Raw genomic sequence first — 16,075 nt, 5'->3', positions numbered from 1 at the left:
ACCCGCTACTTACGACTTGGTCAAATGATAGATGAGTTGCACAACACCAGAGGAAAACGTTCTTGTATTCACCAGTTTTACATTCAACCTCTGTTTTATATCCATAAACAACGGTTTTCCCTCTCCCAAAATAACAGGGTGAACAGATAATCGAAATTCATCCACAAGCCCTAAATTGATAAAAGTTGTGATAAGACTGGCTCCACCATATAACCAGATGTCTTTACCAGGCTCATTCTTTAATTGATTTACGACTTCGAGAATATGATCATTTACGAATATTGCTTTATGATCAGTCCCTTTTTGTGTCTTGGAAAACACATATTTTTGTTTACGATGAACCAATTCCCAAATTTCTTTTTCCATATCAGAATGGTCAATTTCTGGTGTAAATTGCCCCCATAAATCATAACTTTTTCTTCCATATAAAATTGTATCAATTTGATGTAGGAACTGAACAAACCCCATCTCAGAGTCCATTATGCACCAATCAACTTCCCCATTTTTCCCTTCAATAAAACCGTCTAAAGTGACCGCTAAATCTAATATGATTTTTCGTTTCATGATTGATTACTCCTTTCGTTGATCTACCACCCAGTATAGACCTGTAAATATGTCACCTCATGTCATATTCGTAACAAAAAGGTCTCGATTAAACCGGTATATGCAAAAACAGCTCACTTAATTGGCGATAGGTACCATTAAGTAAGCTGTTTTATAATGATGGATTACTTCAAGTATCTTCCCGTAATCGACTGCTCCGCATGGATGATTTGTCTAGGTGTGCCCTCGAAGACCACCTGACCGCCATTGCTTCCTCCGTCCGGTCCCATATCGATAATCCAATCTGCTTGGCTGATCACATCGAGGTTGTGTTCGATGACGATTACCGTATTGCCGGCATCCACGAGGCGGTTCATAATCTCCAAAAGGTGACCGATATCTGACATGTGCAGGCCAGTTGTCGGCTCGTCCATCACATAGATACTGCCTTTCTTGTGCAGCTCGCTTGCCAGCTTGATGCGCTGACATTCCCCGCCCGATAGCGTGCTGAGTGGCTGGCCGAGTGTAATATAATTCAGTCCCACATCACTCATCGCCTGGAGTTTGCGCACAACCTCTTTTAACTCAAAAAATTCCAATGCCTGCTCTACAGTCATCTCCAGCACTTCTGCAATTGACTTGCCGTTCAGCTTGTACGCGAGCACTTCTTCCTTGAACCGTTTACCACCGCAGACTTCGCACGGCAGCTTCACGCTTTCAAGGAATGCAAGGTCTGTATACACCACACCCAGCCCTTGGCAGTTCTCGCAAGCCCCCTTGGAGTTGAAGCTGAACAAGCCTTGGTTGACCTTGTTCGCGGAAGCAAACGCCTTGCGCACATCATCCATAATCCCTGTGTAGGTCGCGGGATTCGAACGTGTCGACACGCCTACCGCCGATTGATCGATGACAATTGCATCCGGATACTTGCTAAGGAATACTTCGTTAATCAGCGTACTCTTGCCTGAGCCGGCGACACCCGTAACTACTGTCAGCACTCCGGTTGGAATATCAACGCTCACGTTTCGCAGGTTATGCAGTGTGGCATCCTCGATGGACAGCTTGCCGGACGGCTGCCGGGAATCTTGCTTCAGTTGGAGCGGCCGATTCATATGGGTGCCAGTCAGTGTCCCTGATTCCAGCAGGCCTTGGAAGCTTCCTTCATACACGATGGTACCCCCGTGGCTGCCGGCGTTCGGCCCGACGTCGACGATATGATCTGCCACCTTGATCACATCGGGATCATGCTCGACGACAATCACCGTATTGCCCTTGTCGCGAAGCTTTTGAAGCAATTCATTTAACCTGTGCACATCACGGGGGTGCAAGCCAACACTGGGCTCATCGAAAATGTAAGTGACATCCACCAGACTGCCGCTCAGATGCTTCACCATCTTTACGCGCTGCGACTCGCCGCCGGACAATGTATCCGTCTCACGGTCCAGCGTCAAATAGTCAAGTCCGATATCCACCAGATGTTGCAACCGCTCCGTAAGCGACTTGATCATCGGCGCGGCGACCGAATCGTCAATCTCCCGAATAACTCGGATAAGCTGACCGACCTCCATGGAGGACATCTCCGCAATGTTGAGCCCATTGATCTTGCAGTTGAGCGCGGCTTGACTGAGTCTTGCCCCATGGCAGCTGGAGCAGGTACCCTCTGAGATGAATGGCGCAACAGCCTTTTGTGTACGCTCAGACTTCGTCTTTACATCCTGCTTGATGTATTTGTTGGTGAACTTCTCAATGACGCCTTCCACTGTAATATTCGTTGCCTTCCCAGCGAAATCCATCTTCACTTTTCTCGCCTTGCCGTAGAGCAGTTGCTCCAGTTCTTCATTCGAATAATCGCTCAGCTTCTTGTCTGGGTCGAAGGACCCCGACTGCACGACGATCGTCCAATCCCAACTGTCTACCTTATAGTCCGGCAGCATGATTGCCCCTTCATTCAACGACCTGGACATGTCCACCGCCTTGCTGATGTCGACACCTAATTTGCGACCGATCCCGTTACATTCGGGACACATACCTTGTGGATCGTTAAAAGAGAACATATGCGCTTGTCCAACATAGGGCTTACCCACTCGGGAGAAGAGAAGACGGAGTATGGGGGAGATATCAGTAATCGTCCCCATTGTGGAATGGGAACCGCCGCCCAGCCGCTTCTGGTCCACGATAACCGCCATGCTCAGGTTCTCGATCGCGTCTGTATCTGGCTGTGGATAGCGGGGCAGAAAATTGCGCACGAACATGCTGAAGTTCTCATTCAGCAATCGCGTGGATTCTGCGGCGATCGTATCGAAGACGATCGATGACTTGCCGGATCCAGATACACCGGTGAAGATCGTAATCTTCCGCTTGGGAATTCGCAAGGATACGTTCTTGAGATTGTTTTCCCTCGCACCGGAGATTACGATATACTCCTGATTAGATTCGCTCATGCCAACATCCTCCCGACAGTATTCATTTCTACTTATATTTTCATTGTACCATTCAAAAGGAAGCTTTCGTACCGAATGCGGTTAGAATTATCCTCTAAGCATTAATGCCGATACAAGTTCACTTTGTAGAATTCCCTTTCCTCCAGGTGGAATCTTGATCAAGCAATCGGAATCTTTAATGGATACCGTAACACTTGATTGGTCAATCCCGACAGGCTTTACGAATACCTTGCCATCGATTACATACGACTTTCCGCGAACATACCGAGGATACGCATTTACCTTTGTAAAATCTTCGCCTAGAAAAGCAGTAAAGTCCTGCAAGTAACGATTTTGAATACCCTGCATACCCAAGGTCACGGGACGAACGAAGAGCTCAAAACCAACAAAGCACGCTCCCGGATTGCCTGACAAGGCAAACAAGAATTGATCATTCCAAACCCCTGCAGACGTAGGGCTTCCCGGTCGCATCGCTACTTTGTTAAACAGGACCTTCCCTTCCCATTTTTCTAAAATATCTACGAGAATGTCGTAGTCGCCTACCGATACTCCACCTGATGTGATCACGAAATCCGCAACGGAAAATGCTTCCAGAATAAGATTTTGTGCCTGATCCGCTTCGTCTGGGATGGATCCCATCTGTAACGGAATCCCTCCTGACTCCCGAATAAGTGCCGCCAGCATGTAAGAGTTACTGTTTCGAATTTTACCTGAGCAAGCGGAGCATCTACAGGTAAAAGCTCTGAGCCTGTTGCAAAGATCGCGATGATTGGGCGCTTATAAACTTTGACGCGAGAGAAACCGAATGTAGCCAACAACGCGGTCTCACCAGCACGGATTTCTGTCCCTTTTTGCAGGACACACTCGCCTTTTGTCATTTCGTGGCCAATTGGAGTCAGATTCTGCCCAGGGTGGACCTCTTTTTTTATCGAAATGTATGTTTTGCCCTGCTCCTCAAAGTCGTCTGTCATTTCCAGCATGATGACTGCGTCTGCATTTTCAGGTACCATCGCTCCCGTCATGATTCGGGAGGCCGTTCTTTGCGATAATTCTTTTGTAGGAAGGGTCCCGCAAGGAATATTGTCGATCACTTCCAAAAGAACAGGAGATTCAGGTGATGCCCCGCGAGTTGAACTGGACATGATCGCAAAACCATCCATCCCGGAACGCCGGAAATGAGGCAAGTTGTCTGGCGCAATGATATCCTCCGCCAACGTACGACTGTAGGCATTTTCCAATGAGACTTCTTCTGCAACTAGATGATTCAAATGTTGCTCAATTCTGCGCTGCGCTTCCACGACTTGAACCGCATTTCGATGAAATCGATTCACGCTTTCCACTCTTTCCATGTCCACTACACTACCCTCCAATTTGAGACATACGCCTAACGGTTGGTACATGCGACTGACTCTCATCGGCTAAAGCTTTGGCCATTTCGTGATTCAGTGGCTTGATATGCAATGCTCGGAAAAAGAGGTCGCGTACCGCTTCATCATTTCCAATGCACTTACGAACGTTAAACTCATCCGACCAGTATAAGCATGGCTTTATGTTTCCATCCGCGGTCAAACGAAGCCGGTTACACGTTTCACAGAAATGATCGCTCACGGGATGAATAAGCCCAAAACTCCCCTTGGCCCCTTCTATCCGAAAAGTTTGTGCGGGTCCGTTGCCTCGCACATCATGACTCTCCGTCACTTTCCAGCCCAATTGATGACAACGGTCCAATACGGCGGACAACGGCAGATAGGATTGCTTCCACTTCATGTCGTTGTGGCCGATGGGCATGTACTCAATAAATCGCACTTGTAAATGACGATCGATCGTTAACTGAAGAAAATCTTCTATTTCGTCATCGTTGATCCCCTTCATAAGAACGACGTTCAACTTAATCGGATCGATCCCTACTTGTTGGCATGCAGCTATACTATCCAGAACTCGATGGACATCACCACCGCGGGTAATCAACGAAAAACGATCCGCTTTCAATGTATCCAGACTGATATTCACACGGTTCAAGCCAGCTGCTTTTAATTTTTCGGCCTTTTTCGCCAAGAAAATACCATTAGTAGTTATAGCGATATCTTCGATTCCTGGAATTTCCGCTATCGCGAATACCAAATTTTCAATGCCATTGCGAACCAATGGTTCTCCACCTGTCAGCCTTACTTTTTTGACCCCTATTTCGGCCAAAACCCTCACAACCTCGGTTATTTCTTGCAAGGACAGGATATTTTCATCAGGTTCAAATTCCATTCCATCAGCAGGCATGCAGTAAACACATCGCAAGTTGCAACGATCCGTTACCGAAATGCGTAGATAGTCATGGACACGACCAAAAGCGTCCACCAATTCACTTGGAATCACTGGACTTCCCCCTTTCTACCTCTGCAATTCGTTCGGGCCAGGTGTACACGTTAAACGTCTGATTTCGAATAAAACCAACCGTGGTAATACCAAGCTCCTGTGCCAGACGAAGAGCCAATTCAGTAGGAGCTGATTTTGATAAAACAACGCTACATCCTATCTTGGCTACTTTCAACAATACCTCGGAAGAGATGCGGCCACTAAAGACCATGATTTTATCTTCAATAGATACGGAATGCATCAAACAATATCCGTATAGTTTATCGAGTGCATTATGTCGTCCTATATCCATTCTGGAGAGAACAAATCCGTTTTTATCGCACAAGGCAGCATTATGAACGCCACCCGTTTTTTGAAAGAGTTTTGCAGAGTGTTGCATCTCTTGCATGAATCGAAAACAATCAGTACTTGAGAGCAAGACTCCTTTGGCTTCAACCTTTTTCACTGTTCGCGCATCATTATAAAAGTAAAAACTTTGCCGACTTTTCCCACAACAGGAAGTAACGTATCTTTTCGAGTGAAACAGCTGGTTGTATTTGTTCACTTTTTTTGCTTCCACATAGGCGTGTCCCGTTGTTTCGTCTATGAAGAGATCTGCTATGTCAGAATACGCGTTTATCACTCCTTCAGACGCCAGAAAACCAATGACGAGTTCTTCGATGTATTCCGGACTGCAAACTAAAGTCGCAAACTCTTCCTGATTCAACATGATCGTAATGGGTGACTCTGTCACGATGGAATCTTCCACTTCTTTTAAAGTACCATTTTTATAATGCAGGACATGTGATAAAACGCACACAGGTTGAATCACGAACGTTTCCCCCTTCTCTCCTACACTGATCAAGAAATCGGTCTATCTAAAACATAGACGGTCATGGCAATATCCTCTTCAATACTGATATCTGAAAAAATCCGCAAAACCTTTGCGTGGATGATATCCTCGAGTTTTGCTACTACCGCAGGGTCGTTGTAAATGTTCTTCACGAGCTTCGTGCGAGCATCGTGTACCATTCGTTTGCCTTCTTCAGACAAAATCATAAATTTTTCTACATTTGTCAGGTTTCCTTTCATCTCACAGATCACCCATGGACCACAAAAACGTGTAACGATTTCTTTTGGACCGTTACCGACGTATTCTTTTCGTATCTCACGAACTAGCATGCTGAATTGATGTTCCAGGTTTTTCGTCATTCAATGTTCTCCTTCCATTCCCCCCACTTGTTCTTGCGAGGAGCCAACAATAGGTAACAAATGACCAGAATAAGAATAACTAGCGATAGAATCAGATTATTCAAAGCGTCATCACGATTGACGATAATAAAACGTATCGTGCCGGTAATGCCGATATAGATGAGGTAACGCAGCGGAAAGTGATACGCTTCCTTGAAATATTTGACGATCATAGAAACAAAAACAAAGTACAGAAAAAAGGCTAAGACTTCCTCCAAAATATCATGAACGTTAGTATTGCCAAGAAGTGCAGCGGTCACAATGAAATACAGTTCACGTACAAGATAAAAGCTCAAGACCAGTCCCAGAATGATGAGTGAAATATTTAACATCCGTTGATAGAAGTGCACGATCGATGTCTCCTTCATCATTCCTTTAGGCCCTCTCCTAATCCTTTCAGCAGGTTTATGCCAAAACCCAACGCCCGGTTGATGTCTGGATCACGCAGAGCTTTCATCAAATCGATGACACCTACCTTTTTTCCAGAGCGAAGAGCGTCATCTGCCCTTTGTAGCCCCTTTGTAACACCGCCCATCAGCTTTTTTGTCATTTCAGGATCTAGCTCTGCAAGCCCACCTGCGGCAGCCATCGCATTGTTGATCATATTGGTGACAGGAGGACGCACCATTTGTCCTACGACAATTTTGGCAATATCTTCTTTCGCTTCAACGGCCGCGTTAAGCGCTCCAAGAATTCCACTTTCATGGAGTTCCTGGAGCAGCTTGATCGTAGCCTGGATCCCTTCCGGATTTTTGGCGAGCGCATGTATGACACTTTCTACCGTTTGATCTTGTTTTTCTTTTTCGGTAAGAACAGGTTCTAGCACTTTTGAAATCGGTCTTGCCATTATTTTTTACCTCCCACAATGTTTACATCTGCAATCGGTTCATAATCGTCTCTGGCCCATTTTCGCTCTACTTGGACACCCATCTGAGGGTTTCGCTTCGCGTAGCGGGGATTGTACCTGGGCAGTGGGATCATTCCTTTTTCTTTGAGAAACTCCATACGTACCTTTGTTTGCTTGTAGGCAGGGGTTTGCGTTCGAACGTCCCCAACGCTGCCGGTCAAAAGGTTAATGGCATTTTCATGGCTAATGGAGTGCATGGGTACATACAGCTCTTTACCGCTTACTCGATCTGTCACGAGAACACGAAGCTTAATGGCACCGTATGGAGAGACGAGACGAACCAATGAACCGTCTTTTAGCCCCCGCTCGCTGGCAAGCTCAGGCGAAACTTCTACAAATACTTCCGGTAGTTTATATTGGATGCCTTTTGATTTATTCGTCATGTTTCCTTCATGGAAATGTTCCAGTAGTCGTCCGTTGTTTAAGGTAAGATCAAATTCCGATGAATACTCGATAGGCGGAACATATTCAACGAGCGAAAGTCTTGCTTTTCCGTCAGGGAAGTTGAATTGTTCTTTGTATAGAAGCGGCTCGTCGGTACCATCCTGTTGCACTGGCCAAAGCAAGCTGTTCCATCCTTCTAAACGATCGTACGAAACTCCAGCATAAATCGGTGCCAGACTCGCAATTTCGTCCATGATTTCACGAGGGTGTTGGTAATTCCAGTTTGCACCCATACGTTGTGCAATCAGTTGGATGATCGACCAGTCCGGTTTTGAATCTCCCGGTGGTTCCATTACTTGATACAACCGCTGGATACGTCTTTCCGTATTCACAAAGGTACCCTCTTTTTCCAGGGATGGAGACGCAGGTAAAACGACATCGGCAAATTGAGCCGTTTTGGTCAGGAATACGTCCTGTACGACAAAGAATTCAAGCTTGCTGAGGGTCTCATGCACGTGGTTGGCGTTGGAATCGACCCAAGCCATGTCTTCACCCATCAGGTACATCGCTTTCAGCTCACCTTTCTCCACCGCTTCCAGCATTTCGATATTCGTTAGGCCTGGTTTGTTCGAGATCGTTACGCCATACGCCTTTTCAAATTTGGCTCTCGCCTGATCGTCCGTAATAGGCTGATACCCTGGAAGCCACGTAGGGAGTGTCCCCATGTCGCAAGCTCCCTGTACGTTGTTGTGCCCACGCAATGGATAGGCTCCTGCTCCCGGTCGGCCGTAGTTTCCTGTTACCAGCAAGAGATTAGAGATAGCGGCTGACGTATGCGAACCGGCGATATTCTGAGTCACACCCATTCCCCACAAAATGCAAGTACCATCTGCTTCGCGAATCATTCTGGCTGTTTGAATCAACTGTTCTTTTGTCAGCCCGGTTACTTCCACAGCGTAATCCAGCGTGTATTTTTCGAGCATTTTCCGATAATCGTCAAAATCGTTTACCCGATTTTGGAGAAAGGGTTCGTCATGCCAGCCTTGGTCGATGATGTACTTTGCGACTGCCGTCAGCCAGACAAAATCGGTCCCTTGTTTTGGATGCAAGAAAAGATCGGAACGTTCGGCCATTTCATGCTTGCGCAGATCAGAGACAATCAGTTTTTGACCGTATAATTTCTTTGCCCGTTTCACGCGGGTTGCCAAAACGGGATGGCCCTCTGTTGGATTCGCCCCGACGATGATGACCAGTCCGGCACTTGCGATATCTTGAATAGTACCGGAGTCCCCACCGTGTCCTACCGTTGCCAGTAATCCGTCAGTGGCAGGTGACTGGCAGTACCTGGAGCAGTTGTCGATATTGTTAGATTCAAATACCTGCCGCGCCAGTTTTTGCATAAGATAGGCATCTTCGTTGGTTGTTTTGGATGAGCTTACAAATCCAAGCGCGTTGCCTCCGTAGTTTTGCTTGATGTTACCCATTCGCTCGGCAATCAGTGATAGTGCCTCATCCCACGTAGCCGGAACAAATGCGTCTCCTTTTCGAATCAAAGGTGTGGTCAAGCGTTGATCACTGTTAACAAAATCCCAACCGAACTTCCCTTTCACACAAGTAGAGACACTGTTGACTGGAGAGTCTTCCGTTGGTTCCACTTTCAGAATGTGGCGTCCTTTGGTCCATACCTCAAATGAACAGCCTACCCCGCAGAACGTACATACGGTTTTTGTTTTCTTGGTCCGTGTTTCCCGCATGGCCGCCTCCACTTCAGAGATAGCAAAAATGCTGCTGTAACCGGGCTCGACTTCTTTAATGAGATCGATCATCGGATTCAACAGGTCTTTTTTAATCCCTGACAGAAAGCCAGCTTCACCGAGCATGGATTTCTCCATCAGCGCATTGCACGGACAGACTGTCACACACTGACCGCAAGACACACAAGATGATTCATTAATCGATTTATTGTCGTCCCAGATCACTCTTGGAATCTCTCGTTCCCAATCGATGGTGAGCGTTTCATTTACCTGCAAATCCTGACAAACCTCCGTGCAACGTCCACAGAGAATGCATTGATCGGGATCATAACGATAAAAGGGATGGGACATATCCACCTCTTCCTTTTTTTCTCGGAACGGGCGTGTTTGGTGGTCAATTTCCAGCAGTTCTGCCGTATTGTGAACCCGACAATTTCCGTTGTTGTTGTCGCAGACGGTACAATACAGCATGTGGTTTTCCAAGATCCGGTCCATTGCTTCTGCCTGTGCGCCTTTTGCCCGTTCAGAGGATGTAAGGATGTGCATACCTTCCTCGATAGGGGTCGAGCACGCTCGCATCATTTTCCCGTCAATCTCACACATGCACGTATCACACGTTTGAATAGGTCCTAAAATGGGTGAATAGCAGATGTGAGGATGCTCTATTCCCTGTTGCAGCAAATAATCCAGGATACGGGTTCCTTCCTCCGCTTCATGCTTCACTCCATTTAGTTCAAAGCTAATTTTTTTCATCTTCTCTAAAACCTCCAAGAAAATAATAAAAGCCCACCACCAAACAACCTGAGCATGAACACATGAACATGCGCAAATTGTTTGATGGTGGGCTAATTCCTAAGCATCCAATGATACTCGTTATCCGTCCCAACATATCTATGCGTGAGATCAGGATGATTGAGCAATTCGTCATTACTAACCATCAATGATCAATTACGGCTACATTATATCACCGGATCTACATGGAAATCCAACTTTTTTTATGGAAGCGTATCTGTGTCAATCGTCCTATGATTCTTTGCTTGCTTACAGAAGAGGCAAAATGGCGTTCGCGTACGCCTGGGCTCCCTTTTGATTGGGATGACCGATGGAGGCACGCTTGCATATCTCGAAATCCAAACCCGTGCACCCTGCTTCTGTGCAGGAGACGAGGCGCTCGGCTGCGATCAGGTCTTGTGGAGTCAGGTCCAAATTGATGCCGAATACATAGGGATCATCCGTCAGCGCCGCATGCTCCGGACCAAAATTCGGATCGGCGAAAAAGATACGCTGTTGACCGAGCTCCGCATTTCTCTCATCGATGGCTTTACGCAGGTAGACCTTTGATTCTGTTTCAAGCTGGGCACAGCGCTTGTATACCTTTTCCAACTCAGCCATTCCTAGAATTCCTCCAGCTGCACCGCCGCCGACTCCTCCGACAATGGCCCCCACGCCGATCAACAGTGCTTCTACCGCTGTCATATCGCTCTTTTCAGATACAGGTGGATAATAACCGGTAACGATGACTTTGGCTTGTGTGAATTTATTCGTCACCTCGACCAGCAATTTCTTCATGCTCTCATAGAAATAGTCATAATGTAATTTCCCCAAGTCAGCTGGATGGAAAGGATTCAGAACTGTCCGAACATCGACATCGTTCATGCCTCCATCCAAAAGAATCAGATCCACCAAGTCAGCCTCGCCTTTGAAGAACGCACATTGCTGCAGGATCGTTGGGAATGATTTAGGTACTTCGCCGTCTACGGGGGCCACTACGTCATCTTTACCCTCTCCAATAATGGCGCCGGAATGAGCGAGTACTTGTGTATATTGCTTGATATTTCCTTCTCTGGCCTGAACGGCTGCACCCACGATGGAATAAAACTTCTCATGCTCTTGCAAGCCTTGCCCCCAGCTCACGGAATCGCCCATCACGAGCATATGGAAGGTTTCTAGGGTCAGCGGAATTTCATTAGAAGGTGTGCCATCGGAAAGCCGTACTTTCAGGGTCACCTGCTCACCCGCTGGATTGCTTTCCACTTCCGCTGGTCGAATCAAGGTAAATTCCACTTGTGTCGAGCTTAGTATCCGTACATCGGGCATTTCTTGGTTGTTTACCAAGACGAGTGTCCCTTCGGAAAAGCCGCTTCCGTTCACGATGGCTTTTTGTCCGGGTCTCATCCGTGTTTTCACTTGATTTTCCTGTTGGGCGGAAATGACTTTTGGATTCACGTAGATGGATGCCTTTGTAGAGAGAGTCATATCTGATTGTCGGACCTGGAGCATATGGGAGCCTCCTGTCACGAAAGGCAACACAAAATGGAGCATGGTATCGCTTACTACCTGGGTTTTCGTTTCCGCGCCATCGATCAGCACGACATCGGTTTTGGTATAACGACTTCCTTCCAGTGTCACTGTATCACCTGCGAATGCATAGAGCGGGGATACATGGCTGATCGACGGCTCCAAGAGCTTGCGTCTGAAATCATCCGCGTCGATGGCTCGAAAGCTCACAGGATCAGACAATCTGCCTCCCGCATATCCGGCACGACCAGCATCAGCGTATGAACCCTGCGCTCCCGGTTGACCTGCCGTTCTCGGCCCTGGACCGCATGCCGTACCGAATTTTGCATTCTTGCTGTCACCCACGGCGCCACCTGGTCCGCCTGCTCCAGGATTACCAGGGATTCCGCCTGCCCCCGGGCTGCCCCCCTCAATCGTGATCGCAAAGCCTTGCGAATAATTTTGGATGATGGTTTGTGGCGCGTACAAGGTCAGCCGACCGCCAGCGCCCCCATTGCCTCCCGGGCCTCCGTAGCCAGCTGCACCGCCACGTCCTCCGTTTCCACCTGCTCCTGCTCCGGCTTTGCAGAAACCTGCCCAATCCAATTCGGCTGGTTTGCCTTTTCCTCCCCGGCCACCATCTCCTCCGTCTTGCCCAGGCCCGCCTTGTGTGCCATCTTGCCCTTTCAAGTCAAAATGAGGGCGTCCCGCCATATTGAGGACCCACAGTTCGAGTTCAGGAGCAGCAGCTCCGTCAAATCCACGGTCTCCGGGCAATCCATGTGTTCCAGGTGTCCCCGGAATGCCGGAGAGCGTCGAAGACATTGGTGCATCTGGCGGTGTTGCCGGTTTCTGGCGTTTGCCTGGAACATAGCGGTAGGGACGCTCCCATGTAAACGTAACATTCTGACCGACCGTCAACTTTTCAGCGATGATGATTAAGTAGCGCTGCGGATATTTCAAAATGACATTGGTTCCATCCTCAATATAAATTTCCGATGCGGCCCAATAGGCGGTGTCTACCGATATATTCAAGGCCGAAGCAGGAGACGGTACAGCTAATGTAGCCGTCATTTTTTTAGGAAACGGAATGGCTTGCAACAGTTCCGCTTTACCACTCAACATTTGCAAAGAAGGCGTAGATTTGGCTGAGTCGATTCGATACGCAGACTGAATCATGGTATTCCCACTGACGAGTGTGGGGCTTGGTTTCGTCAGCCCCGATTGAGGTACTACTGTCCCACGGATCTTGAGCGAACCCAGACTGGACAGGGACGTAATCCCGAATGACTCCAGTACCGCTTTGTGATACGTCATTCGATCCTGAACCATTTGGGGTGCTGCTTGGAAGGAAGCCGGATTCACAGCCATGGACGTGATCCCAAGGGTATTTCCCCCTGCATTGAAAGTGTTTGTAGAAGTTGACATTGTTTTTTCCTCTCCCTTATCACAATGAATGAAATAGTTTGTGCGAGCCAGCCTTCATTGCACGGACAATCATTCTTGGCTAGCGCCGAATTCCTCTAACTCCCGAAAGCTGATTTTTCTTCTTTGTGGATGAGGTGTTTCCCCTTGATGCGCCCATATGATCTCCACATGATTGCCTTCCGGATCAAGAAAAGAAAAACGTGCAAATTCGCTCTCCACATACGGACCATGTGCCAAAATACCGTGCTCCGTCAGTTTCCTCCACAATTCCTTGAAGTGATCCAACGTATCCACCCAAAAAGCCAGATGCACATGATGCGGATTGTTCAGGATGAGCAAATCGTGCCTGCCCGATTGCGGATCAATCGCCAAGCATGCCGTTTCGTCGCTAGGGTTCACCACTGTCAGATCAAGTGCGGTTTCATAAAAAGAGGCCAATCTGCGAACATCATGCGCATATAAGGAAATGTGACCCAAGCGGCTTAGTTTTGACATGTTCCCTCCATCCTTTCGTATTGACTCGCCTGTTTCATCCTAACACCGAGAATACAGGGCTCGATATTACTCGAAAGGATGCATCCAAAAGGATACCCGTGCGATAAATATGAGTACCCAGTATATAAGAAGCGTAGTAAAATCGTAGGAAGAAAAAGGAAAACCTTTTGATGGAGCGGGTGATGCTATGAATTATCAGGATAGCCTTGAAGAGCTGGAAAGTCGTCTGTTGGTAGGACGAACCGAGGAAGTCCTTCATTTTTTGAAGTTGCTTGCGGATGAGCGGCGCTCCAAAAAAATCATGAATCTCTTCGGGACCGCAGGCGTGGGAAAAAGCTATTTGCTCGACGAACTTAAGCGGCAAGCTCATCTGCGTCAAGCAGCTACGCTCTCTTTGGACAGCGAGCAATTTTGGCACACGCCCTCTGATTTTTGCCTACATATTTTGCAGGCGTTGCACGTTTATCATAAGGGAGAAGAGCAGCATCCCTCTCAATTGTTGGAGGAATGCGTTTCGAAGCTGAATGAAAAAGCGGCTGATCAAAGACTCGTCCTCTTTCTCGACATTTACGAGAACTTGGACGGCCTGGACCATTGGCTGCGCGAATATTTTTTCAAACGATTAAGCGCGAATATCCTGATCGTAGTCGCAGGGCGGCATCCACTGTCTGAAGCTTGGCTTCTTTCCCCCGGTTGGCGTCACTTCATCAGTAGGGTCCCTTTGTCCCATCTTCCTTACGATGCTGTTGAACGGTATGCGCATTACTGTCACATTTTTGAACCGCCTATCATCCAAGAAATGTGGCGACGCTCCAAAGGGCATCCCCTTACCCTTTCCTTGCTGTCCTTTACCTTGCAGCCGAAAGATCAAGAAGGAAACGGTGCTTTTCAAGAGGAAATGGATACGTTGCCGTTTGTTGTAAGCCAATGGCTGCGCGAGGTTCCCGGCGAGCATTTGCGTCCTCTCGTGGAAGCAGCCGCCGTATTGCGGCACTTCAATCAGGATAATCTGTCGTTTTTATTGAAAAGGGAAATTACAGCCTCTGAGTTTTTTCAATTGATCCGATTTTCGTTTGTACGGAAAGTGGACAGCGGCTGGACGATTCATTCCTTGATGAGAGAATCCATTGCCCAGGATATGCGGGCACGGACCCCGGTTCATTTTGCAGATTTGCAAAAGCGGGCCGTTCACTACTATTATGAGAAGTTCACCAAGTCAGCTCATTCGGTCCGTACACCAGAGGCTTTAGAGCTTACCTTCTTTTTAGGTGATGCACTCATTCGCGCCTTTTTAAATTGGTTCGATCCATTACCCAAACCATTCGAATCGATTCACACTGGTCATCGGGAAGAACTGCTAGAGTATATCCGCAATCAGCGGCACTGTCCCTCCCCTAAAACGATCAAGCTGTTTGATCCGCATACGAACCACCATTTTGATTTTCACCTGACAGCGGAGCAAACCTTGTACCCATTGAATTGGCTTGATCATGACCGTCTATTCTCGCTGGGATACGACGTGCTTCGCGTTCTGCGCAATGAAAACGGAGCGATCTCAGCACTTGCCGCAGTTGTTCCCATCAACGAAAAAACCCTTCCTTACCTGATGGAACATTCCGGCTCCCGTTCGTATTTCACCGCTCTCTCCAAACAAGAGCTAGAACGATTTAACGTGCCGGAACACACACGAGCAGGCTGGTTCATTCATACCATTCATCAAGACGATTACGAGGATGTTTCCCAACATACAGCCATTGGCCATATGCTGCACGGTTTGATGTTCACCGGAGAATTTTTATTGTGTTCACCTGCACCGTTTCCTTTTTTCAAAGCCGCCCACGAAAGTTTGGGATTTGATATAGCCGAATTTGCTACCCACACCAACTATGACGGAGTAACACCCACCCTCGTATTTTTCCGTGATACGCAAGGTGAGCATTTGCCCGCTTATTTGCAAAAGCTGCTTAAGCGATCCGGATTGGATGCGGATTTGCGTCTGGAAGAAGAAGCGATTCCAGCTACTTCTCCTCCAGCATCACCGGGAATAGTCACAACACTGGACATGAGCATGCTGACAGCACGGGAACAGGAAGTAGCCGCCCTTGTTCTGGAAGGATTGACGAACGCAGAAATCGCTGCTCGCTTGTATTTGAGCGAAGTCACGGTAAAAAAGCATTTGAAATCGATTTTTGAAAAGATGGATGTCAGCAACCGGACACAGTTGGTGAAAAAAATGCTTGTGTAGATCG

The 16,075-nt window shown here is 47.6% G+C and carries 11 protein-coding genes and 1 pseudogene; 1 reads left to right on the top strand and 11 read right to left on the bottom strand.

Annotated elements, in window-relative coordinates:
* Positions 1–9: 9 nt before the first annotated feature.
* The 11 genes and pseudogenes from FB479_RS13785 to FB479_RS13735 form a co-directional block, all read right to left on the bottom strand.
* Positions 10–564, bottom strand: a complete 555-nt coding sequence (locus tag FB479_RS13785) for a dihydrofolate reductase family protein (RefSeq protein WP_142065649.1) — start codon at positions 562–564, stop codon at positions 10–12.
* A gap of 164 nt (positions 565–728) precedes the next feature.
* Complete coding sequence (locus FB479_RS13780; RefSeq protein ID WP_142065648.1) at positions 729–2,984, bottom strand: ATP-binding cassette domain-containing protein; 2,256 nt, start codon at positions 2,982–2,984, stop codon at positions 729–731.
* A gap of 87 nt (positions 2,985–3,071) precedes the next feature.
* A pseudogene (locus FB479_RS13775) lies at positions 3,072–4,384 on the bottom strand (molybdopterin molybdotransferase MoeA).
* The gene (moaA, locus tag FB479_RS13770) at positions 4,344–5,351 is read right to left on the bottom strand and encodes a GTP 3',8-cyclase MoaA (RefSeq protein ID WP_142065647.1); all 1,008 of its coding nucleotides are present in this window, start codon (positions 5,349–5,351) and stop codon (positions 4,344–4,346) included. The pseudogene FB479_RS13775 and the gene moaA overlap by 41 nt, the downstream one beginning before the upstream one ends.
* Entirely contained in the window at positions 5,338–6,159 is an 822-nt protein-coding gene (gene fdhD, locus FB479_RS13765; protein ID WP_185746372.1) for a formate dehydrogenase accessory sulfurtransferase FdhD, read from the bottom strand. Before fdhD ends, moaA begins: the two co-directional genes overlap by 14 nt.
* Before the next feature lie 32 nt (positions 6,160–6,191).
* Positions 6,192–6,542, bottom strand: a complete 351-nt coding sequence (locus tag FB479_RS13760; RefSeq protein WP_106655290.1) for a Na-translocating system protein MpsC family protein — start codon at positions 6,540–6,542, stop codon at positions 6,192–6,194.
* On the bottom strand, positions 6,539–6,952 hold the full coding sequence (locus FB479_RS13755) for a phosphate-starvation-inducible protein PsiE (RefSeq protein WP_142065645.1): 414 nt from the start codon (positions 6,950–6,952) through the stop codon (positions 6,539–6,541). Before FB479_RS13755 ends, FB479_RS13760 begins: the two co-directional genes overlap by 4 nt.
* Positions 6,949–7,428: a helical membrane plugin domain-containing protein gene (locus tag FB479_RS13750; RefSeq protein WP_142065644.1), complete on the bottom strand. Its 480-nt coding sequence runs from the start codon at positions 7,426–7,428 to the stop codon at positions 6,949–6,951. Before FB479_RS13750 ends, FB479_RS13755 begins: the two co-directional genes overlap by 4 nt.
* A complete protein-coding gene (gene fdhF / locus FB479_RS13745; protein ID WP_142065643.1) occupies positions 7,428–10,379 on the bottom strand; it encodes a formate dehydrogenase subunit alpha in 2,952 nt (983 codons plus the stop codon). The genes FB479_RS13750 and fdhF overlap by 1 nt, the downstream gene beginning before the upstream one ends.
* Before the next feature lie 288 nt (positions 10,380–10,667).
* Positions 10,668–13,331, bottom strand: coding sequence for an IPT/TIG domain-containing protein (locus FB479_RS30510; RefSeq protein ID WP_185746364.1), 2,664 nt, complete (start codon positions 13,329–13,331; stop codon positions 10,668–10,670).
* A gap of 69 nt (positions 13,332–13,400) precedes the next feature.
* Positions 13,401–13,826: a VOC family protein gene (locus tag FB479_RS13735; protein ID WP_142065641.1), complete on the bottom strand. Its 426-nt coding sequence runs from the start codon at positions 13,824–13,826 to the stop codon at positions 13,401–13,403.
* 187 nt (positions 13,827–14,013) lie between these two features.
* Here FB479_RS13735 and FB479_RS13730 point away from each other — a divergent pair, with 187 nt between their 5' ends.
* On the top strand, positions 14,014–16,071 hold the full coding sequence (locus tag FB479_RS13730; RefSeq protein WP_142065640.1) for a LuxR C-terminal-related transcriptional regulator: 2,058 nt from the start codon (positions 14,014–14,016) through the stop codon (positions 16,069–16,071).
* Positions 16,072–16,075: the final 4 nt, after the last annotated feature.

Source organism: Brevibacillus sp. AG162 (assembly GCF_006715575.1).
GTDB lineage: Bacteria > Bacillota > Bacilli > Brevibacillales > Brevibacillaceae > Brevibacillus > Brevibacillus brevis.
This window is presented reverse-complemented; position numbering and strand designations above follow the sequence as displayed.

Excerpts from the sequence above, each read along its gene's own strand:
- FB479_RS13755 (WP_142065645.1), bottom strand. The coding sequence starts at position 6,952 with ATGATGAAGGAGACATCGATCGTGCACTTCTATCAACGGATGTTAAAT.
- FB479_RS13735 (WP_142065641.1), bottom strand. The coding sequence starts at position 13,826 with ATGTCAAAACTAAGCCGCTTGGGTCACATTTCCTTATATGCGCATGAT.
- FB479_RS13780 (WP_142065648.1), bottom strand. The coding sequence starts at position 2,984 with ATGAGCGAATCTAATCAGGAGTATATCGTAATCTCCGGTGCGAGGGAA.
- FB479_RS13750 (WP_142065644.1), bottom strand. The coding sequence starts at position 7,428 with ATGGCAAGACCGATTTCAAAAGTGCTAGAACCTGTTCTTACCGAAAAA.
- FB479_RS13730 (WP_142065640.1), top strand. The coding sequence starts at position 14,014 with ATGAATTATCAGGATAGCCTTGAAGAGCTGGAAAGTCGTCTGTTGGTA.
- fdhF (WP_142065643.1), bottom strand. The coding sequence starts at position 10,379 with ATGAAAAAAATTAGCTTTGAACTAAATGGAGTGAAGCATGAAGCGGAG.
- FB479_RS30510 (WP_185746364.1), bottom strand. The coding sequence starts at position 13,331 with ATGTCAACTTCTACAAACACTTTCAATGCAGGGGGAAATACCCTTGGG.
- FB479_RS13760 (WP_106655290.1), bottom strand. The coding sequence starts at position 6,542 with ATGACGAAAAACCTGGAACATCAATTCAGCATGCTAGTTCGTGAGATA.
- FB479_RS13785 (WP_142065649.1), bottom strand. The coding sequence starts at position 564 with ATGAAACGAAAAATCATATTAGATTTAGCGGTCACTTTAGACGGTTTT.